The organism is Sphingobacterium spiritivorum ATCC 33861 (assembly GCF_000143765.1).
GTDB lineage: Bacteria > Bacteroidota > Bacteroidia > Sphingobacteriales > Sphingobacteriaceae > Sphingobacterium > Sphingobacterium spiritivorum.
Map to the genome: position 1 here is coordinate 946,846 of NZ_GL379771.1, position 18,781 is coordinate 965,626.

The following is an 18,781-nucleotide window of genomic DNA, read 5'->3' on the forward strand; positions in this document are numbered from 1 at the left end:
TATTAAAAATCCGTATCTTGCCCATGTAAATACCTTTTTAATTATGAACAGAATTAATGCTTTATTTTGTGGTTTGTTTGTATTTGCCAGTCTGAATAGTACGGCACAAAAATCCGCAACTCCTGTCGTAGATAATGCCTATATCACCAATATCCTCAATACACTGGCGTCAGATGAGATGCGGGGACGTTCGGCCCTGACAAAGGACATAGAAAAAGCGGCCGATTATATCGCCGGTGAATTTCAAAGTATAGGTCTGGAGCCATACGCGGAAAAGAACTACCGCCAGACTTTTCAGGTACAAAAGATTAGCCCGTCCGTTCCGAAAGTATCTATTGATCAAACCACTGTATCACCAGAAAATGTAATGATACTGAGCCGCGTAAAAGATTTGCACCTGGATGCAAAAAGTGGCGCAAAAGTATTAAAAATAGAGGCTGGAAGTGATTTTTCGGAAGAATTCAGAAAAATTGTACAAAGTGGAATTCAAAATGCAATTGTTCAGGTAGATCCGTCTTTTAAAGATCTGTTTAAACGTTTTCAAAAGATATATGGAAAAGAAAGTCTGGTTGCAGAGGGCAATACGGTCTTCACAAATAGTTTTGTCTTTATTCTGGGCCATCAGATTTCAGATGACTATCAGGTAGAATTAAAAAACACTTATGAAACTATACCGCTGTTTAATGTAGCGGGCATAATTCCGGGAAAATCCAAAGCCAGTGAGTATGTTATCTTTTCGGCTCACTATGATCATATCGGTATCCTTGCCCCTGAAGGGCAGGATTCTATTGCCAACGGTGCTGACGATGATGCCTCTGGTGTAACAGCTATGATTGCTTTGGCAAAGCATTTTAAAAAGGTAAATAAAAATGAAAGAACGCTTATTTTCGTAGCCTTCACCGGAGAAGAACTTGGTATGTACGGATCTACTTATTTTTCTCAACACATTAATCCGGATCAGGTCACGGCCATGATCAATATGGAAATGATTGGTAAAGATTCCAAATTCGGACCCAATACGATGTACATTACAGGCTATCATCAATCCAATCTGGGAGAATTGATGCAGAAAAATCTGAAAGGTTCCAAATTCAAATTTTATCCGGATCCCTATCCGCAGCAGAATCTCTTCTACAGAAGCGATAATGCTGTCTTGGCTGCACAAGGTGTACCTGCTCACTCTTTTTCAACCAGTCAGATGGATCAGGATACCTACTACCATACTGTAAAAGATGAAGTAAGCACACTGAATATCGAAAATATAAAAGCCAGTATAGAGGCAATTGCCATTGGTATTACAGGTATCGTCAACGGTAAGCAGACACCATCAAGAGTAGAGAAATTACGGGAGTAACCGCTGCATGACATAATCATCCAGCACATAGCCAAAATAAGGGATATCTACTTCTTCGGAGACGTGGAATCCCTCTTTTATATAAAAATGGTAAGCCGGATTATTCCGGTTTACATTAAGTTCCAATACCTTACAGCCAAACCGTATGCCCTCATCTTCTGCAAATGAAATAAGTCTCCTTCCAAACCCTTTTTTTTGCGCAACAGCAAGTAAATAAAGTTTTTCTATGCGCAGCACAGCACTATCCTCAGGTTTCAATCTGACAGATAAAAAGCCCTGTTCTTCTCCTTCATCATACAGGATATAAAACAAATGCCCTTCTTTCATCAATTGGCTGATTGCAGATGCTGTGTAGCTCTTCTCCAGCATAAATTCAATCTGATCGGCTGATAAGATTTCAGGGTATGTAGTATAATAACTGGCCCTGCCAATTTGAGCAATAGTTTCCGCTTCCTGCTCAGTTGCTTTTTGGATGGTAATGCTCATCGTTCTTCTTCAATAAACAGATATGTAGGTTCCTCAAATTCTATCTTAAAAAATCCTTCGGCAGAAGTTTTATAACGATTATCTCCTATTAATGTTAATCCTGATGTATGAATTTGATCCGAACCGACAACACGTAATATCTCTCCCTGTGATTTCCACTTTTCATATGGAGACTTTACCAAGACGGTTCTTTTCGTGGTGGATATAATCACCATGTCCAGATTGTCTGCATAGGAAAGTAATAACTCAAATGGGATGTGATCTGTAATTACATTGACAGCGCGATGTCCGTTTTCGACAAGATACTGCAGTGCGCTACTTATATAAGATTGTTCTACTGGAAATATTCGGGTGTGTTCCTGTATATCGATATCATACACCGAATCATGCAGAAAAAGTATATCTACCTTAATACCCAGACTTTCGAGCACATCATAACTGGCGTCACTGCTGATAAGGGTAGGGCTCCATTCCAGTAACTGACCCAGGGATTCTTCATCGATAGCATCCAGTACATCTATCAATAAGGCCGGCTCTTGATTTTCACGGACAATGTGGTGAGAAGACATATTAATTTCCTAATTTACGAAGTGCAATATAAGCCATCAGACCCATACCTGTTCGTAGTGATTGCTCATCAATATCAAATGTAGGAGTATGTACCGCTGAGGTAATGCCACGGGATGTATTTGCTGTTCCCAATCTATAGAAACAGGCGTCTGTTTCCTGAGAATAATAAGAAAAATCTTCTGCTGCAGGCCACAGATCCAGATCAACAACATTCTCTTTCCCCAGATAATCTTCGGCCAGTAATCTGGCCTGACGGGTTGTTAATTCGTCATTAATTAAGAAAGGATAGCCTTTACGTACCTCAAAGTCGCAGACAGCGTCCATGCTTTCGGCTATGCCAACAGCCATCTTAATCATTTTTTCATGTGCTTCTGCACGCCATTTTTCATCAAATGTTCTGAAAGTTCCTTCCAGATACACTTCATTGGGAACTATATTCGTTGCACCATTTGCCTGTACTTTACCCCAGGATAATACTGTAGGTGTACGCGGATCTGCCATACGGCTTACAACCTGCTGTAAAGCGGTGATAATATGTGCTGTGATGACGATAGGATCTATATTCTGGTGAGGATGTGCTCCATGGCCGCCTCTGCCCCTCACTGTCATAAACAACTCATCACAGGAAGCCATATACTTACCCTCTCTGAAACCTACTTTTCCGGTTTCGATAAAAGGCATTACATGTTGTCCAATGATAGATTTGGGTTCCGGGTTATGCAATACTCCTTCTTTGATCATCAGTGATGCTCCGCCTGGAAGACGTTCTTCTCCTGGCTGAAAGATCAGTTTGACTGTGCCAGAAAAAGTAGATTTGAGACGATGAAGAATCCTGGCAACACCCAGCAAAGAAGATGTATGGGCATCATGACCGCAGGCATGCATCACACCCTGATTGGATGAACCATATGCTCTGCCTTCTACTTCCTGAATCGGTAAAGCATCGATATCTGCCCGGAGGGCAATCACCTCTTCGCCGGGAAGATCTCCTTTTACTAATGCCACTACTCCTGTATTGGCCATTGTTGTAAACGGAATATCCAGCTGTCTTAACTGATCCTGTATGAAAGCAGAGGTATTGTATTCTTCAAAGGAAAGCTCAGGATGCTGATGCAGATGTCTTCTGATAGCTATAATATCATTTAAAAACTCTTCTGATAGCTGTTGTACCTGTTCCTTTGAAATTGTCATGATTAGCAACTTTAACGATAGACGTAAACGTCTTCTGTAAAGACGAATACATTATCAAACTGAGACCTTAAAATACGCATCAGATTGTTTGCTTCTGAGCGACTTGTAAAGTCTCCCACTTTTACACGGTAGTTTGGCTCGTCATAATTGACATAAGCCTCGTACTCTTTATATAGGTTTTTGAATCTTCCCTGTTCAGCATATGCCTCGTTACGGCTGGCTCCGGAAAAGATCTGCACTCTGAATCCCCGAACTTTGACGCGCTTCATCTTGGATTTATCCACTACGGAGATTTTTCCTATAGAAACAGTCTTTTTTTCAAGAGAGGGATTAATACCTTCTTCCGATCTGTAGGCTTGCAGAACCGAGATCAGAGAGTCCTTAAACACCTCAACCCGTCCTGATTGCTGTGCTTTTGCAAACACTGCACATCCAAACATCAAAAAAAATAGTATTAATCCCTTTTTATACATAGTGAATACTTTATTCTTCAAAAAGATTAACTGTTTTTGCCGTGGCAATTTTTGTATTTTTTACCTGATCCGCAAGGACAATCATCGTTTCTGCCTACAGTAGCTTCTTTACGGATAGGCTGTGTAACCGCATTTTCTCTGGTGTCCTGTACATCTTCATCACTCACTCCGGTCGGAGAAGTCAGTTCTGCTTTTGAAGCGACCACTCTTGCCGGTTGTGCAGGTATAGGGCGAGCTTCAGCGACTTCCTGTGTCTGACCCGGGATTTCTCCTTTAAATAAGAAGCTGACAATTTCTTTATTCATCGAAGCTAACATCGATTTAAATAAAGAGTATGCTTCCATTTTATAGATAATAATCGGATCTTTCTGCTCGTATACCGCATTCTGAACAGACTGTTTCAAGTCGTCCATCTCACGAAGATGCTCTTTCCAGGCTTCGTCGATCAACGCCAATACTATACCTTTTTCGAATGATTTGAATACTTCTCTACCGTTTGTTTCGATTGCCTTTTTCAGATTAGTTGCAACCTGAATACCACGAATACCATCCGTAAAAGGGACAACCACATTCTCGATAACATTACCACGCTCTGCAAACACGTTCGACAGTACAGGCAATGTTTGCTTTCCGATCTGAACTGCTTTATTGTGATAATGATTGATCACCTGATCAAACAAACGATCTGTTAATGTAGTAATATTACTTTGTGCAAATTCTTCTGCTGTAACTTCCGGATCCAAAGCAAATAATCTGATCACTTCAAGTTGGAATTCTTCGAAAGATCCTCCTTCTTTTGCTTCAGCTACGATATCCTCAACAACATCAAAAATAGTGTTATTCAAATCTACATCCAGACGCTCTCCGAATAATGCATTTTTACGTTTAGTATAAATAACTGTACGCTGTGAGTTCATCACATCATCGTATTCCAGTAAACGTTTACGGATGCCGAAGTTATTTTCCTCTACTTTACGTTGTGCACGTTCAATAGATTTGGTCAGCATACTGTGTTGCATTTCTTCGCCTTCTTCCACACCCATTTTTACCATGATGTTAGAAATACGCTCAGAGGCAAACAGACGCATCAGGTTGTCTTCCAGAGAAACGAAGAACTGAGAAGAACCCGGATCTCCCTGACGACCGGCACGACCTCTCAGCTGACGGTCTACACGACGTGATTCGTGGCGCTCCGTACCGATGATAGCCAGACCACCTGCTTTGATGACATCTTCACTAAGCTTAATATCCGTACCACGACCCGCCATGTTTGTAGCGATAGTCACCGTTCCGGCCTTACCTGCTTCAGCAACGATATCTGCCTCCTTCTGGTGTAATTTAGCATTCAGTACATTGTGTTTGATACCTCTCATCTTCAACATACGGCTTAGCAATTCGGAGATCTCCACTGAAGTCGTACCCACCAGTACAGGGCGGCCTTCTTCTGTCAGTCTTTGTATCTCCATTGCTACTGCATTGTATTTCTCACGAGCTGTACGATAGATCAGGTCATTTCTGTCATCACGCTGAATTGCTCTGTTTGTCGGGATTTCTACAACATCTAATTTGTAGATTTCCCAAAGCTCTCCTGCTTCTGTAGATGCTGTACCCGTCATACCTGACAATTTGTGGTACATACGGAAGTAGTTCTGTAAAGTAATCGTAGCGTATGTCTGAGTAGCATCTTCTACTTTTACATTCTCTTTTGCTTCAATCGCCTGATGAAGACCGTCTGAATAACGACGTCCTTCCATGATACGGCCTGTCTGCTCATCTACGATTTTTACTTTTCCGTCATCAACGATATACTGATCATCTATTTCGAATAACGTATATGCTTTTAATAGCTGGTTGATAGAATGAATACGCTCAGATTTAACAGCGTAGTCACGTAACAGCTCTTCTTTTTTATGAACTTTCTCTTCTGTAGTAAGTGTTGATTTTTCAATTTCAGCAATCTCTGTACCTACATCCGGAAGAATAAAGAAGCTAGGATCTTCACCTGATGCCGTGATCAGTTCGATCCCTTTATCTGTCAGTTCGACCTGATTATTTTTTTCATCGATGACGAAAAATAATTCCTTATCTACCTTAGGCATCTGGCGGTTTTGCTCCGCCATGTAATAGTTTTCTACTTTCTGAAGAATTTGTCTGTTACCACCTTCACTCAGGAATTTGATTAATGCTTTATTTTTTGGAAGACCTCTGTAAGCACGTAATAAGGACATTCCTCCGCCTTCTACATCTGAATCACCGGCATTGATTGCTTTTTTAGCATCATTCAGAACAGTATTGATATAGTTTTTCTGTGCATTTACCAATCTCTCGATACGTGGTTTCAGTTGGTAGAACTCATGTTCATCACCACGCGGAATAGGTCCGGAGATAATCAACGGTGTTCTGGCATCATCAATTAATACAGAGTCAACCTCATCGATCATGGCATAGTGCAGTTTGCCCTGTACCAGTGCATCTGGGGTCTGCGTCATATTGTCACGCAGGTAGTCAAAACCAAATTCGTTATTTGTACCGTAAACAATATCAGAAGCGTATGCTTTACGACGTTGCGGAGAATTTGGCTGGTGCTTGTCTATACAGTCTACACTCAATCCGTGGAACTCGAATAACGGGCCATTCCACTCCGAGTCACGACGAGCAAGATAATCATTGACCGTTACGATGTGAACTCCCTGTCCTGAAAGGGCATTCAGATAAGTAGGTAATGTTCCTACTAATGTTTTACCCTCCCCTGTAGACATCTCGGAAATTTTACCCTGATGTAATACGATACCACCAATCAACTGCACATCATAGTGAACCATGTTCCATTTCACTTCTGTACCTGCAGCAATCCATGTATTTTTCCAGAACGCTTTATCACCATCTATAATGACATTCGGTTTGCGGGATGCTATTTCTCTGTCAAACTCAGAAGCCGTAACTTCCAGCTGATCATTTTCGGAAAGACGTCTTGCTGTTTCTTTTACCACTGCAAATGCTTCAGGTAAAATCTCCATTAACACTTCTTCCAGTTTTTTATCACGATCCTTTTTCAGCTTATCTATTTTATCATAGATTTCTGTTTTATGCATCATATCGACATCATCAGCATCTGCCTCTGTTTTCAGGGCATTGATTTCCTCATCGATATCAGCTAAGTATTCTTTAATTCGGTTTTTGAAGTCTGTTGTCTTAGAGCGTAGCTCATCATTGGTTATACTGGATAACTTTTCGTATTCAGCTTTAATTTTGGTAACAATAGGTTGGATACCTTTGATATCCCTTTCGGATTTACTACCAAATAATTTACTTAAAAATTTTAACATAATTTTTTATCTATCTCAATTTATAGCATTTCGCAATAATGACTCCAAAACTATTTTGCAGACAATTTGACACTAATCGGGCAAATTTAGTTATTAGATATGATAACTTACAAAATCACCTGCTTTTTTTTATTGATTTTAAGAAAGAAACAATTTCTTGTCCGTATCGGGGATCAGCTTTAATGCCAAAGCCTTATCAAACATATAGGCAATAGCCTTTCTGCCCTCAGTCCCCAGGTCTCTGGAATACGAATTGACATAAAGCTCAATATGCTTGTACATCACTTCTTCACTCATTTCCTGTGCATGCGAACGGATAAAGTCCAGTCCGGACTTTGGATGTTCAAAAGCAAAGGCTACGCTCTTCTTCAATATGCGGTTAAGCTTTTGTTTCACCTCATCTTCTATCCCTCTCCTGACCACAATACCGCCCAGCGGAATGGGGTATCCGGTCGTCTTTTCCCAAAAATCACCCAGATCAACTACTTTATGAAGTCCCTTATCTTCATATGTGAATCTATTCTCGTGAATAATCAGGCCCAGATCAATGTCGCCGTCAATCAAAGCCTGTTCAATACCCGAGAAAACGACTTCCTGTTTATTTTGCAATTGTGGAAAAGCCAGGCCTAAAAGAAAATTTGCAGTGGTGTACTTTCCCGGAATCCCTATTCTCAAATCTGCCAGATCAGCATTTAAGGTACCTTTAGTATCCAGAGATTCTTTCAGTCGCTCTGCCAATTTTTCATCTTTTGTGATCAGCAAAGGGCCGACACCAAATCCAAGAGCACTTCCCGCATCCAGTAATTCATAGTCTTCTACAGCATAGGCGAAGGCATGGTAACTCAGCTTAGTCACATCCAGTTGCTGCTGAAAAGCTTTTTGATTAAGGGTTTCCACATCCTGGTATTCCACTTCAAAACTCAACCCTTCTGTATCTATCTTATTGTGAATGAGCGCATCGAAGATAAACGTATCATTAGGGCATGGAGAAAAACCTAATGTTAATTTCATTATCCAAATATTTTTAATGTATAAATCAATATGACTGTTCCTGCAAATGTAACCAACATAATACCCCTGGCCGTCTGCTCTTTGTCATTTCTATAAAAGTAACGGAGCATAACCAGATTGACCAATCCGGCGATGAAATACAACATCGCAGGCTTATTGGCTGACAGCATAGTCTCCAGGCTGGTATAGGTTGTCAAGAGATATGCGATCACCGGAGCAATTATGCCTAATGCTATCCCGATCAAAAAGTTATTTTTCTGCATGATTCCGATTAAACATCAAAACTCCAAGAATTCAACTCCGGAATAGCATGATGTGCAGTCATGTCATATTGTGTAGGAACGACAGATACATATCCATGATTGAGAGCATGTGCATCTGTATCTTCTCCCCGGTCTTCCAGTTGAAATTTGCCGGTAAGCCAGAAATAATCCCGGTTGTGCGGATCTACACGTTCATCAAACTCTTCTACCCAGCGTGCTCCTGCCTGACGGCAGATCTTAATTCCTTTAATATCGTTTCCTTGCGGAAAATTGACGTTTAACAAGGTGTTCTTTGGCAATCCGTTGTTGAGTACCTGTTGAGTTATACTCACTATATAAGGCCTGCAGGGATCAAAGTTAGCATCGTATGTAAAATCATCCAGAGAAAATCCGATAGAAGGGATAGATTCAATAGCCCCTTCAACCGCAGCCGACATTGTCCCGGAGTACAGAACATTAATAGAATTATTAAGGCCATGATTGATACCTGATACACAGATATCCGGTTTCTTACCTTTGAAAATCTTATTTACGGCCAGTTTTACGCAATCTACAGGAGTTCCGGAACATTTGTACATTTCTACTCCTTCATAAAGGTTTACTTTATCCAGTCGTAGAGGTTTTCCTATAGTGATCGCATGTCCCATTCCCGATTGCGGGCTGTCAGGAGCGACGACGACCACATGTCCCAGTTTTTGCATTTCTTCGATAAGCACCTTTATTCCCGGTGCTGTTATACCGTCATCGTTAACCACTAATATGGTTGGCTTCTTTTTTACCATACTGCTAATTTAGAAAGAAAAAAAGAAAGCGCTAGCTAAATTAGCTAACGCTTAACGATCTTATTACAATAACTAAAGGATTACAAACTGTTAAACCAGTTTTCTACTTCTTCCTTCGTTTTTCCAGTTTTCTTTTGAATGCGGCCCAACAGTTCATCGGCTTTTCCTTCTTCGTACAACAAATCATCATCTGTCAAATCTGCATACGACTGTTTAACTTTACCTTTTAATTCGTTCCAACGGCCTTCCCATGTTAATTTACTCATCTTTTTCCTCCTTTGTTTTAGTTTAAAAAATTTTGAGAATGTAATAAGATAACAACCTCAGCCCCCATTTTGTTTTGGAAGAAGGACTATTCTACAGCACTCTTCTTATAATCAGCTCTTTATATTTTACATTTATCTGCCCTTTAATCTTTATTTTTACTTTCATAAATGATTGAAAACCTTTTCGTAGAATTATGTGTCAATCCCGTCTAAAACCGTTAATTTAGAAATTTATTCACCCCTCATTACGATTAAATTTTTTCTAACATGAAAACAATATTTGAATCCAGATACGCCATCGGTCCTCAGGAAAGCAAAACTCTTGACACCGCTGGTCTCAGAAAAAACTTTTTGATAGAAAAGCTCTTTGATGCAGATCAAATTCATTTTGTATATACACACTATGATCGTTATATGGCCGGAGGCGCAATGCCTGTATCCGGAAAAATCAAATTAGATACGATTCCTGAATTATTGAAAGAAGAGTATTTTTTGAGTCGCCGTGAATTGGGTATTATCAATGTCGGTGGAAAAGGTTCGGTAGAGGTTGACGGAACGGTATATGAACTGGACTACAAAGAGGCGCTGTATATAGGAAAAGGAAATAAAGAGATTTTCTTTAGCAGTGAGGATGCTCAAAAACCAGCCAAATTCTATATGAATTCCACGCCTGCACACCGTAGTTTCCCAACGAAAAAAGTAACGAAGGAAACGGCCATCAAAAAAGAACTGGGAACATTGGAAACAGCTAATCACCGTACCATTAATCAAATGTTACTGAATACGGTACTGGAAACTTGTCAGCTGCAGATGGGGATGACTGAGCTTCAGCCGGGCTCTGTCTGGAACACGATGCCGGCACATACACACGACCGCCGCATGGAAGTCTATTTTTACTTCGAAGTTCCTCAGGAGCAGTCGGTCTGTCATTTTATGGGACAACCGGATGAAACAAGACATATCTGGATGCAAAATGATCAGGCAGTAATATCTCCGCCATGGTCCATACATTCTGGCGCCGGGACAAGTAATTATACTTTTATCTGGGGAATGGCCGGTGAAAACCTGGACTATGATGATATGGACAAAGTGGCAATAAACGACTTAAAATAAATAAAGATGAAAAAGACATTTATAGCTGCTTTCGTAGCTCTTGCTCTTGCACACTCTTTATCCGCACAGCAAAAAATTGTTGTTAAAAATCCGGGTAATCATTCGCGTCATGAACTGATAAGTATCCCTTATTCATCGTTTACGAAGCATTTTAAAGTTGATTCCGTATTTACAATTGTCAATGCAGCTGACGGTTCGGAAGTTGCACACCAACTTGAAAAGCTGGGACAGTCTTTTCCGCAGAATGTTCTGGTGGAAGTCAATGTAGCTGAACAACAGGAACTGACTTTAACGGTAAAACCTCAAAAAGGGACTGCTTTTCAGGTACGGACCTATGCCCGCTATGTCCCTGAACGTAAGGATGATTTTGCCTGGGAAAATGATATTGCAGCATACAGAGCCTATGGCAAAGCTTTAGAAGGTACAAGTGAAGATGCACAGGGGTTTGATTTTTGGTCTAAAAGAACATCTGAACTGGTTATTGATGAATGGTACAAAACGGGTGATTACCATGCCGATCACGGTAAAGGCCTGGACTATTATTCAGTAGGTCAGACTTTAGGTGTCGGTGATCTGGCCTTATTTGTCAATGGAAGCATAAAGTTTACCAAACATTACCGCAAGTTTGAAGTATTGGACAATGGCCCTATCCGATCGACATTCAGATTGATCTTCGAACCTCAGGAAATAGAAGGTAATACAATTGAACTCTCCAAAACAATATCTATTGATGCGGGTTCTCAGCTCAATAAAATACAGGTAGAGCTGAAAAACAATAAGAAATCTTCTACAGATGTTGTAATAGGACTATCCCGTAGAGGTGAAGAAAAACCAGCTTATCAATTTGCAGACAACAGTCTTGCGTATTGGGAACCGACACTAGCTGATAAGGGAACTACCGGCACAGCTGTATTGTTTGGAAAAGATAAAATAACGTTAGATACTACAGACCCTAAACAGTTTCTGGTGCACACGACTATCCCCGGGAATAAGAAATTTGTTTATTATAACGGTGCTGCCTGGGATAGAGCCGGAAAAATCACAACTGCACAGGAATGGTTTGATTATGTAAAACAGCAACAACAAAATATCAGCAAACCGCTCAAGGTTACACTGAAATAATTGTACTAAAAGAAGAGTTATCAGCATACAACTTTTAAAGATAAATATACTATGTCTATAACCCAAATGTTTGACCTGACAGGGAAAACAGCTCTCGTAACGGGCTGTAAAAGAGGTATCGGAAAAGCCATAGCCGAAGCACTTGCTGAGGCCGGAGCAGATATTATTGGTGTATCTGCATCCTTAGAACTGCAGGACTCTGCGGTAGAAAAATCCGTTAAAGCTATCGGAAGAAAATTCAGCGCATATCAGGCAGATTTTTCGGACAGAAAAGACCTGTATGCTTTTATTGAAAAGGTCAAAGCAGAACATCCGCAGATTGATATTCTTTTTAATAATGCCGGTAATATTCTGCGAAAACCTGTCGCGGAACATCCAGACGAATACTGGGATCAGATTATCGAAATCAATCAAAATGCACAATTTATACTGACCCGCGAAATAGGGAAAGAGATGATCGCCAGAGGATCCGGCAAAATTGTATTTACAGCCTCTCTGCTAACATTCCAGGGGGGAATCAATGTTCCGGGATACGCCGCTTCAAAAGGAGCCATAGGTTCTCTTGTAAAAGCTTTCTCCAATGAATGGGCTTCCAAAGGTGTCAATGTAAATGCATTTGCTCCGGGATATATTGCAACGGACAATACGGAAGCACTCCGTGATGATCCTGAAAGATCAAAATCTATATTAGATCGTATTCCCGCAGGAAGATGGGGACAACCGGAAGATTTTAAAGGTCCTGCCGTTTTCTTAGCTTCTCAGGCATCTGACTATGTACACGGTACCATTCTTACCGTTGATGGCGGATGGATGGGAAGATAATCTCAGTATAAAATAAATGGCTTCCCTTTTCGGAAGCCATTTATTTTACAGTTTGTATCCTACCCATTAGAGCATTTCCTTTTCTTTTGCTGACATCTTTGTAATCATAAAACGCCTGACATCTGCTATCTGGATCTCATCCAGAACATCTACCAGATTTTTTGTCACAGACTCATTTCCGGGCTTGATCAGCACGATCATATCCTGTCCGCCTGTACTTTGGAAAACCTCCTTTCTTAGATTTATCAAAAGCTCTCTCAGTCCCAGTTTACCATATGAAACCTTCAAAGGCCTGCTCTTTGGATGCTGATCAGCACCTTTATAATAGGTGATCTCATTATTATCTCCCAATAAAAGATTAATTGTGCGATCCTCATTAATCAATACCGGCTCTGTAATTGGTCCCTTATCCGGCATAGCAACAGCCAGATTATTTGGAGTATTCAATGATGTGGTCAGCATGAAGAATGTAATCAGTAAAAATGCCAGATCTACCATAGCCGTCAGATCTACTTTGGGCATTGCCCTTGATCTGATACTTCTCCGCTCCTTTTTACCGGTGTTCTGTTGTTTAAGACTTAGCTCTGCCATGACCTTTGAGTTTAAAAGTTAAATAATGGTTATTTAACTTTAGGATGCTTTAAAATCGACCATTCCATAAAACAGGGAGACTAAATCTTTCAGCTGAGGCAATAAAAAAGCCCATCTGGGTAGATGGGCTATGTTTTTCTATTTTGAATAAAGACCTTTTTTGTCAATAAATTCTATAACCTTATCCGGTGTGAAAAATTTAATATCCTTCCCTTCCAGAATAGCCTTTCGTAAAAATGTAGAAGACAATTCCATTAATGGGGTATCGGTAAGGGTTATAGAAGGATGATCTTTCATATCGCCGGAATTATATCCTGGCCGGGGGTATACATAGATATGATAATCCCGCAGAATAATATCAATATTCTTCCATTTCTGGAGAGATTCCAGATTATCCTGTCCCATAATAAGATGAAACTGCTTATCCGGATATTTTTCGGATAAGTGTACAAGCGTATCTATAGTATAGGATGGTACAGGAAGATTAAACTCAATATTACTGCATCTTAGGTTTTCCGTATCCTCGATAGCCATATTCACCATCTCCAGACGATCATAGGGATCTGCCAAAGAAGCTTTCTTTTTAAAAGGATTCTGAGGCGATACCACAAACCATACTTCATCCAGAGCAGTATGATTAGCCATATAATTGGCAATAATCAAATGCCCTATATGTACCGGATTGAAAGACCCAAAGAAAAGCCCAACCTTCTTCATCGCAGACCCTTACTTAATCTTTATCGATAAAATCTAACAATAATTTTTCTGCTTCAGCACATGCCGTATCCAGATCGTAATTTTTGAGGATGACATCAAACCGATCCGCAAAAGACAACTCATGTTCGGCTTTTGCAAAACGCTCTTTTAGCTTATCTTCGCTATCAGTGCCACGACCTCTTAACCGATCTTTCAACACTTCCAGAGAAGGTGGTTGTACAAATATAGAAAGTGCCTGATCCGGAAATTTGGATCGCAGCCGCAAACCGCCGACTACATCTATATCAAATATAACGTGCTTCCCTTTTTCCCAGATACGTTCTACCTCTGAACGAAGTGTACCGTAAAATGTACCCGAATAAACTTCTTCAAACTCAATGAATTCCTGTTTTGCGATTTTATGCAAAAATTCATCTTTCGAAATAAAATAGTAATCTTTTCCATCCACTTCCTCTCCGCGTGGTTCACGGGTGCTGGCAGAAATCGAAAACTCTATTTTATCCGGATATTTATTTAATAAGTGTCTTACTATGGTTGTTTTTCCTGCTCCTGATGGTGCAGAAAAAATAATTAATTTACCTTTCATGCGGCTATAAAACGTTTAGCAACTGTTCTTTAATTTTTTCTAATTCCTCTTTCATACGGACTACAATCTGCTGTATCTCCGCATTATTCGCTTTTGATCCTAAAGTATTGATTTCTCTTCCCATCTCCTGAGAGATAAAACCAAGTTTCTTACCATTCGAATCAGGCGCATTCAATGCTTCAAAAAAATAGTTACAATGACTGCGTAAGCGGACTTTCTCTTCCGTGATATCCAGTTTATCTATATAATAAATCAGCTCTTGTTCAAACCTGTTCTTATCGATATTCTCTTTGCCGACTACTTCATCCATATACTGACTGATCCGTTCTCTTATTAACGGAATACGGGAAGTTTCTTTTGCTTCTACTGAAGTCAGGTAATCCAGGATAAACTGCACACGCTGTTCCAGATCATTCCGCAATACTACTCCTTCCTTTTCACGGAATATATTAAACTGATTTACGGCTTCTTTAAATGCAGCCATCAATATACTGCCTTCTTCTTCATCAACCGTATCATCATTATTAGTCACCACTTCGGGCATATCCAAAGCCAAAGCAAACAAGGAAGCTTGATTATCACCAAGTTCTAAAGCGATGTCCTGAAGTTGTTTGTAATATTTTTTTAAGAGAGCAGCATTAATATTTGAGGCTTTTGCTGTCTGATCGGTATACTCAACGTTTACCATCACGTTGACTTTCCCTCTTTCAATAAGCTTACCACATTCTCCGCGAAGGGTCAGCTCTTTATCAGAAACCGCCTTTGGAAGACGGATATTAAGCTCTAAGAATTTTGAATTGAGGGATTTTATTTCAACACTATACTTAACCTTTTCATTGTCATGAGTGCCAATACCATACCCGGTCATTGATTTTATCATATGCAAAGGTATGAAAAGTAAAAAATAAAAAGTAAAAAATAAACCGGTGAAAGTGAGCTTTATAGAAGATAATGCAATTATTACCAGTCATGCTTTGCGATTATTACACAGAGATAGCTTTTATAAGTCGCTCCCGAAGGGATCCTGACATATCCTATACCTATATCCTGAAGGGATCCGTTCCATTTATCCATACCTAGCAAATGCTTACGGTGCATAAAACCGGGTGATCCCTTTCCGATGATCAGCGCTCTTATTCCTTCTACTGCAGAAGGATGATTTGCAGCTATAGACTCAAAATTATTTGCCTTTACATTCTTTAACCAATCTTTGTTTAAAGTATATCCTCCGTCTGCAATCTGTACATTCACACCTACACCATCAGGTGTAATGTGGTCAAAATAATCTCTTTTGGCCATATCATAGGCTCTTTCTTCTGCAACTTTAGCTAATTGCTTATTCCAGACCAATGCTTTCCGGGTTACATTTTGTATATCGGATATTCCCAGTTGCTTTCTGTATTTAGAAGGATTACTACGTATATCATTAAGTAATACATACGCATCTTTCGCTTCATCTCTTTCTGTGGTAATACGTTGTGCTTGTGCAACATGAGCAACCAGCGAAAAAATCGCTGCAATCAGATATTTCATAGACATATTTTATAATGAAGACTGAAGAGTCAGACAAAAGTTTAATCTATAAACGTTGCTTATTTGCTTTTATTTCTGACAATCTCTATAATCGGAGGAATAACCGATATAGCTATAATAAGCAAAATAACGAGAGAAAAGTTCTCCTGTATAATGGAAATCTGACCAAAGAAATAACCGGTCAAAAGAAAAAGAGACACCCACAATACTCCCCCGATTATATTATAGGATCCAAAACGCGAATATGGCATCTTGCCCACACCAGCAATAAAAGGAGCAAATGTCCTTACAATAGGTACAAAACGAGCATATATTATCGTTTTAACACCGTATTTCTCATAAAATTGCTCTGTTTTTAATAAATAGGAAGGCTTAAAAATTTTAGAATCAGGTTTGAATAATCGCTTACCAAAGTATTTGCCTATTTCATAATTTACAAAATCACCAAGTACAGCCGCAGTTATCAGCAACACCAGCATAATCCATACGGACAACTGACTTTCCTGCTTGGCTAAAATAGCTCCAGTCGCAAACAATACCGAATCTCCGGGTAAGAAAGGGGTTACAACCAGACCTGTTTCTGCAAAAATAATGACAAACAGTATAAGATATGTCCATGTATGGTAATCATTGACAATATCTACCATATGCCGATCTATATGTCGTATAAAATCAAAAAGCTGTGCAATCAGATCCATAGCAATACGTATAGTACAAAAAAAGGAAGCTTTTAGGCTTCCTTCTTTTTAAATTTTTCTTTTATCACTTCCACTACAGGAGGCAGTATAGAGAATACAATAATGCCAAGAATGACATACGTAAAGTTTTTCTTTACAAATTCTAACTCTCCAAACTTAAATCCCAGAAATAAGAAACTGGATACCCACACAATCGCTCCGATAACATTATAGGAAGCAAACTTGCGGTATGACATAGATCCTACTCCCGCTACAAAAGGTGCAAATGTCCTTACTATAGGAACAAAACGGGCATATATAATCGTCTTCCCTCCGTATTTTTCATAGAATTTTTCGGTCTTGTCCAGATAATCCTTTTTAAGAAACCGGTACTTGCCGCTAAAGGCTTTGGGTCCTATATACTTTCCGATATGATAATTCACCATATCACCCAGTATACCGGCAACCATCAGTAAAACCCACATCAGCCAGATATTTAAGTCCGTCTCCGGTTTGGCAATGATAGCTCCCGTTGCAAACAGTAAGGAATCACCCGGTAAAAAGGGAGTAACTACAAAACCTGTCTCTGCAAAAATAATAATGAAAAGAATCAGATAAGTCCACGTTTGATAATCATTGACGATCTCGACCAGATGCTTATCAATATGGAGAATAAAATCAATAAGTGATGATATAACTTCCAAGGCCTTCTAATTAACCGGCATTATTCAACATGACAGGCATTACCAACATCAGGATGTCCTCATTGTCATCTTTGATCGCCGGGATCAATAATCCGGCTCTGTTTGGTGTACTCATCTCAATTATTACTTCTTCGCTGCTCAGGTTATTCAACATCTCTACTAAAAACTTAGCATTGAAACCGATTTCCATATCATCTCCTTCAAACTGGCAGCTCAAACGTTCGTGTGCTTCATTTGAAAAGTCAAGATCCTCCGCAGAAATGTTAAGCTCACTACCTGAGATACGCAAACGTACCTGATGAGTAGTCTTATTAGCGAAAATGACAACGCGACGTAATGTATTCAAAAACAAAGAGCGGTCTACGGTCAGTTTATTAGGATTTACCTGAGGAATTACAGCCTCATAATCCGGATAACGCTCATCGATCAGACGACAGATCAGAAAGATATTACCGAACTGGAAGAACGCATTCGTATTATTATATTCAATAGTCACATTCACATCGTCAGAAGGTAAAGACGATTTTAATAAGGAAAGTGCTTTTTTAGGCAAAATAAGAGAGGCTGGTTTATCCGTGTAGATATCTGTACGACGGTAACGCACCAGTTTGTGTGCATCTGTAGAAACAAAAGTGGTGGATTGCTCCGCCAGTTGTACCAATACACCGGACATTGCAGGTCTCAACTCATCATTACTCACTGCAAAGATGGTTTTGTTGATAGCCTCCGCCAAAACAGGCGCCGGAATATTTACTGTAGATGTATTGTCTACTGTTGGAATCTTAGGAAAATCATCCGCATTTTCACCACTCAATTTATACTTACCATCTCCCGCACTGATCTCGATAGCCAACGTATTTGTGTCAACGGAAAATGCTACAGGCTGATCCGGTAATGTCTTTAAGGTCTCGATCAAAATCTTAGATGGCATAGCTACACGCCCCTCCTCTTTAGACTCTATCTGTAAAGAAGTCACCATACTTGTTTGCAAATCTGTCGCAGAAATCGTCAGCGTATTATCTTTGATTTCAAACAAGAAATTTTCCAAAATAGGCAGAACAGTACTGCTACTTGAAGCGCCACTGATGGCTTGCAACTGTTTTAATAGAATTGAAGTGGATACTATAAATCTCATTTCCTAATATACTTATTTATACTTGCAATAATACAGAAAAGAATCAATATTCTTTGTAT

The 18,781-nt window shown here is 39.7% G+C and carries 21 protein-coding genes; 4 read left to right on the forward strand and 17 right to left on the reverse strand.

The genetic code is table 11. The features are described from left to right. Nucleotides 1–43: 43 nt before the first annotated feature. Nucleotides 44–1,354, forward strand: a complete 1,311-nt coding sequence (locus HMPREF0766_RS14105; protein ID WP_037460411.1) for a M20/M25/M40 family metallo-hydrolase — start codon at nt 44–46, stop codon at nt 1,352–1,354. Here the strand turns inward: HMPREF0766_RS14105 and HMPREF0766_RS14110 are convergent. The 9 genes from HMPREF0766_RS14110 to HMPREF0766_RS14150 all read right to left on the reverse strand — a co-directional run bounded on the left by HMPREF0766_RS14110 (nt 1,343) and on the right by HMPREF0766_RS14150 (nt 9,722). Next, nucleotides 1,343–1,840: a GNAT family N-acetyltransferase gene (locus tag HMPREF0766_RS14110; RefSeq protein WP_002998438.1), complete on the reverse strand. Its 498-nt coding sequence runs from the start codon at nt 1,838–1,840 to the stop codon at nt 1,343–1,345. The genes HMPREF0766_RS14105 and HMPREF0766_RS14110 overlap by 12 nt on opposite strands. Then, nucleotides 1,837–2,409, reverse strand: coding sequence for a hypothetical protein (locus HMPREF0766_RS14115; RefSeq protein WP_002998441.1), 573 nt, complete (start codon nt 2,407–2,409; stop codon nt 1,837–1,839). The genes HMPREF0766_RS14110 and HMPREF0766_RS14115 overlap by 4 nt, the downstream gene beginning before the upstream one ends. Before the next feature lies 1 nt (nt 2,410). After that, a complete protein-coding gene (locus HMPREF0766_RS14120) occupies nt 2,411–3,601 on the reverse strand; it encodes a M20 metallopeptidase family protein (protein ID WP_002998444.1) in 1,191 nt (396 codons plus the stop codon). An 11-nt stretch (nt 3,602–3,612) separates the two neighbouring features. Further along, a complete protein-coding gene (locus tag HMPREF0766_RS14125) occupies nt 3,613–4,095 on the reverse strand; it encodes an SPOR domain-containing protein (RefSeq protein WP_236590619.1) in 483 nt (160 codons plus the stop codon). 5 nt (nt 4,096–4,100) lie between these two features. Next, nucleotides 4,101–7,400 carry a preprotein translocase subunit SecA gene (gene secA / locus HMPREF0766_RS14130; RefSeq protein ID WP_002998448.1) on the reverse strand — a complete coding sequence of 1,100 codons (3,300 nt, stop codon included), beginning with the start codon at nt 7,398–7,400 and terminating at the stop codon, nt 4,101–4,103. 138 nt (nt 7,401–7,538) lie between these two features. Next, nucleotides 7,539–8,411 carry a menaquinone biosynthesis family protein gene (locus tag HMPREF0766_RS14135; protein WP_002998450.1) on the reverse strand — a complete coding sequence of 291 codons (873 nt, stop codon included), beginning with the start codon at nt 8,409–8,411 and terminating at the stop codon, nt 7,539–7,541. Then, entirely contained in the window at nt 8,411–8,674 is a 264-nt protein-coding gene (locus HMPREF0766_RS14140) for a hypothetical protein (RefSeq protein ID WP_002998452.1), read from the reverse strand. Before HMPREF0766_RS14140 ends, HMPREF0766_RS14135 begins: the two co-directional genes overlap by 1 nt. An 8-nt stretch (nt 8,675–8,682) precedes the next feature. Continuing rightward, complete coding sequence (gene surE, locus HMPREF0766_RS14145) at nt 8,683–9,456, reverse strand: 5'/3'-nucleotidase SurE (protein WP_002998454.1); 774 nt, start codon at nt 9,454–9,456, stop codon at nt 8,683–8,685. Nucleotides 9,457–9,536: 80 nt separating this feature from the next. Continuing rightward, complete coding sequence (locus tag HMPREF0766_RS14150; RefSeq protein WP_002998456.1) at nt 9,537–9,722, reverse strand: CsbD family protein; 186 nt, start codon at nt 9,720–9,722, stop codon at nt 9,537–9,539. Between the two features lie 267 nt (nt 9,723–9,989). Between HMPREF0766_RS14150 and kduI the strand changes: the two genes are divergently transcribed. Genes kduI through HMPREF0766_RS14165 form a run of 3 tightly spaced genes read left to right on the forward strand, consistent with a single transcriptional unit; the run spans nt 9,990 to nt 12,779 of the window. After that, the gene (kduI, locus tag HMPREF0766_RS14155; protein ID WP_002998458.1) at nt 9,990–10,835 is read left to right on the forward strand and encodes a 5-dehydro-4-deoxy-D-glucuronate isomerase; all 846 of its coding nucleotides are present in this window, start codon (nt 9,990–9,992) and stop codon (nt 10,833–10,835) included. 6 nt (nt 10,836–10,841) lie between these two features. Beyond that, entirely contained in the window at nt 10,842–11,957 is a 1,116-nt protein-coding gene (locus HMPREF0766_RS14160) for a DUF4861 family protein (protein ID WP_002998460.1), read from the forward strand. Between the two features lie 51 nt (nt 11,958–12,008). Beyond that, the gene (locus HMPREF0766_RS14165) at nt 12,009–12,779 is read left to right on the forward strand and encodes an SDR family oxidoreductase (protein WP_002998461.1); all 771 of its coding nucleotides are present in this window, start codon (nt 12,009–12,011) and stop codon (nt 12,777–12,779) included. Nucleotides 12,780–12,845: 66 nt separating this feature from the next. Here the strand turns inward: HMPREF0766_RS14165 and HMPREF0766_RS14170 are convergent, their stop codons facing one another. From HMPREF0766_RS14170 to dnaN, 8 genes are all read right to left on the reverse strand, one after another. Then, a complete protein-coding gene (locus HMPREF0766_RS14170) occupies nt 12,846–13,370 on the reverse strand; it encodes an ExbD/TolR family protein (protein WP_002998463.1) in 525 nt (174 codons plus the stop codon). A gap of 138 nt (nt 13,371–13,508) precedes the next feature. Beyond that, nucleotides 13,509–14,087, reverse strand: a complete 579-nt coding sequence (gene nadD / locus HMPREF0766_RS14175) for a nicotinate (nicotinamide) nucleotide adenylyltransferase (protein ID WP_002998466.1) — start codon at nt 14,085–14,087, stop codon at nt 13,509–13,511. 13 nt (nt 14,088–14,100) lie between these two features. Further along, a complete protein-coding gene (gene gmk / locus HMPREF0766_RS14180) occupies nt 14,101–14,673 on the reverse strand; it encodes a guanylate kinase (protein ID WP_002998468.1) in 573 nt (190 codons plus the stop codon). A gap of 4 nt (nt 14,674–14,677) precedes the next feature. Beyond that, complete coding sequence (locus tag HMPREF0766_RS14185) at nt 14,678–15,553, reverse strand: YicC/YloC family endoribonuclease (RefSeq protein WP_002998471.1); 876 nt, start codon at nt 15,551–15,553, stop codon at nt 14,678–14,680. Between the two features lie 80 nt (nt 15,554–15,633). Further along, the gene (locus HMPREF0766_RS14190; protein WP_002998473.1) at nt 15,634–16,206 is read right to left on the reverse strand and encodes a CAP domain-containing protein; all 573 of its coding nucleotides are present in this window, start codon (nt 16,204–16,206) and stop codon (nt 15,634–15,636) included. 59 nt (nt 16,207–16,265) lie between these two features. After that, the gene (locus HMPREF0766_RS14195) at nt 16,266–16,904 is read right to left on the reverse strand and encodes a DedA family protein (protein WP_002998475.1); all 639 of its coding nucleotides are present in this window, start codon (nt 16,902–16,904) and stop codon (nt 16,266–16,268) included. Nucleotides 16,905–16,936: 32 nt separating this feature from the next. After that, complete coding sequence (locus tag HMPREF0766_RS14200; RefSeq protein ID WP_002998478.1) at nt 16,937–17,587, reverse strand: DedA family protein; 651 nt, start codon at nt 17,585–17,587, stop codon at nt 16,937–16,939. A gap of 10 nt (nt 17,588–17,597) precedes the next feature. Then, the gene (gene dnaN, locus HMPREF0766_RS14205; RefSeq protein WP_002998480.1) at nt 17,598–18,722 is read right to left on the reverse strand and encodes a DNA polymerase III subunit beta; all 1,125 of its coding nucleotides are present in this window, start codon (nt 18,720–18,722) and stop codon (nt 17,598–17,600) included. Nucleotides 18,723–18,781 lie beyond the last annotated feature (59 nt).

What these genes read in the sequence shown, in the direction of transcription:
- dnaN (WP_002998480.1), bottom strand. Translation starts at nt 18,722, where the DNA reads ATGAGATTTATAGTATCCACTTCAATTCTATTAAAACAGTTGCAAGCC.
- HMPREF0766_RS14120 (WP_002998444.1), bottom strand. Translation starts at nt 3,601, where the DNA reads ATGACAATTTCAAAGGAACAGGTACAACAGCTATCAGAAGAGTTTTTA.
- HMPREF0766_RS14190 (WP_002998473.1), bottom strand. Translation starts at nt 16,206, where the DNA reads ATGAAATATCTGATTGCAGCGATTTTTTCGCTGGTTGCTCATGTTGCA.
- kduI (WP_002998458.1), top strand. Translation starts at nt 9,990, where the DNA reads ATGAAAACAATATTTGAATCCAGATACGCCATCGGTCCTCAGGAAAGC.
- HMPREF0766_RS14135 (WP_002998450.1), bottom strand. Translation starts at nt 8,411, where the DNA reads ATGAAATTAACATTAGGTTTTTCTCCATGCCCTAATGATACGTTTATC.
- surE (WP_002998454.1), bottom strand. Translation starts at nt 9,456, where the DNA reads ATGGTAAAAAAGAAGCCAACCATATTAGTGGTTAACGATGACGGTATA.
- HMPREF0766_RS14150 (WP_002998456.1), bottom strand. Translation starts at nt 9,722, where the DNA reads ATGAGTAAATTAACATGGGAAGGCCGTTGGAACGAATTAAAAGGTAAA.
- HMPREF0766_RS14110 (WP_002998438.1), bottom strand. Translation starts at nt 1,840, where the DNA reads ATGAGCATTACCATCCAAAAAGCAACTGAGCAGGAAGCGGAAACTATT.
- HMPREF0766_RS14170 (WP_002998463.1), bottom strand. Translation starts at nt 13,370, where the DNA reads ATGGCAGAGCTAAGTCTTAAACAACAGAACACCGGTAAAAAGGAGCGG.
- HMPREF0766_RS14160 (WP_002998460.1), top strand. Translation starts at nt 10,842, where the DNA reads ATGAAAAAGACATTTATAGCTGCTTTCGTAGCTCTTGCTCTTGCACAC.
- HMPREF0766_RS14115 (WP_002998441.1), bottom strand. Translation starts at nt 2,409, where the DNA reads ATGTCTTCTCACCACATTGTCCGTGAAAATCAAGAGCCGGCCTTATTG.
- HMPREF0766_RS14140 (WP_002998452.1), bottom strand. Translation starts at nt 8,674, where the DNA reads ATGCAGAAAAATAACTTTTTGATCGGGATAGCATTAGGCATAATTGCT.
- HMPREF0766_RS14105 (WP_037460411.1), top strand. Translation starts at nt 44, where the DNA reads ATGAACAGAATTAATGCTTTATTTTGTGGTTTGTTTGTATTTGCCAGT.
- HMPREF0766_RS14185 (WP_002998471.1), bottom strand. Translation starts at nt 15,553, where the DNA reads ATGATAAAATCAATGACCGGGTATGGTATTGGCACTCATGACAATGAA.
- nadD (WP_002998466.1), bottom strand. Translation starts at nt 14,087, where the DNA reads ATGAAGAAGGTTGGGCTTTTCTTTGGGTCTTTCAATCCGGTACATATA.
- secA (WP_002998448.1), bottom strand. Translation starts at nt 7,400, where the DNA reads ATGTTAAAATTTTTAAGTAAATTATTTGGTAGTAAATCCGAAAGGGAT.
- HMPREF0766_RS14165 (WP_002998461.1), top strand. Translation starts at nt 12,009, where the DNA reads ATGTCTATAACCCAAATGTTTGACCTGACAGGGAAAACAGCTCTCGTA.
- HMPREF0766_RS14195 (WP_002998475.1), bottom strand. Translation starts at nt 16,904, where the DNA reads ATGGATCTGATTGCACAGCTTTTTGATTTTATACGACATATAGATCGG.
- gmk (WP_002998468.1), bottom strand. Translation starts at nt 14,673, where the DNA reads ATGAAAGGTAAATTAATTATTTTTTCTGCACCATCAGGAGCAGGAAAA.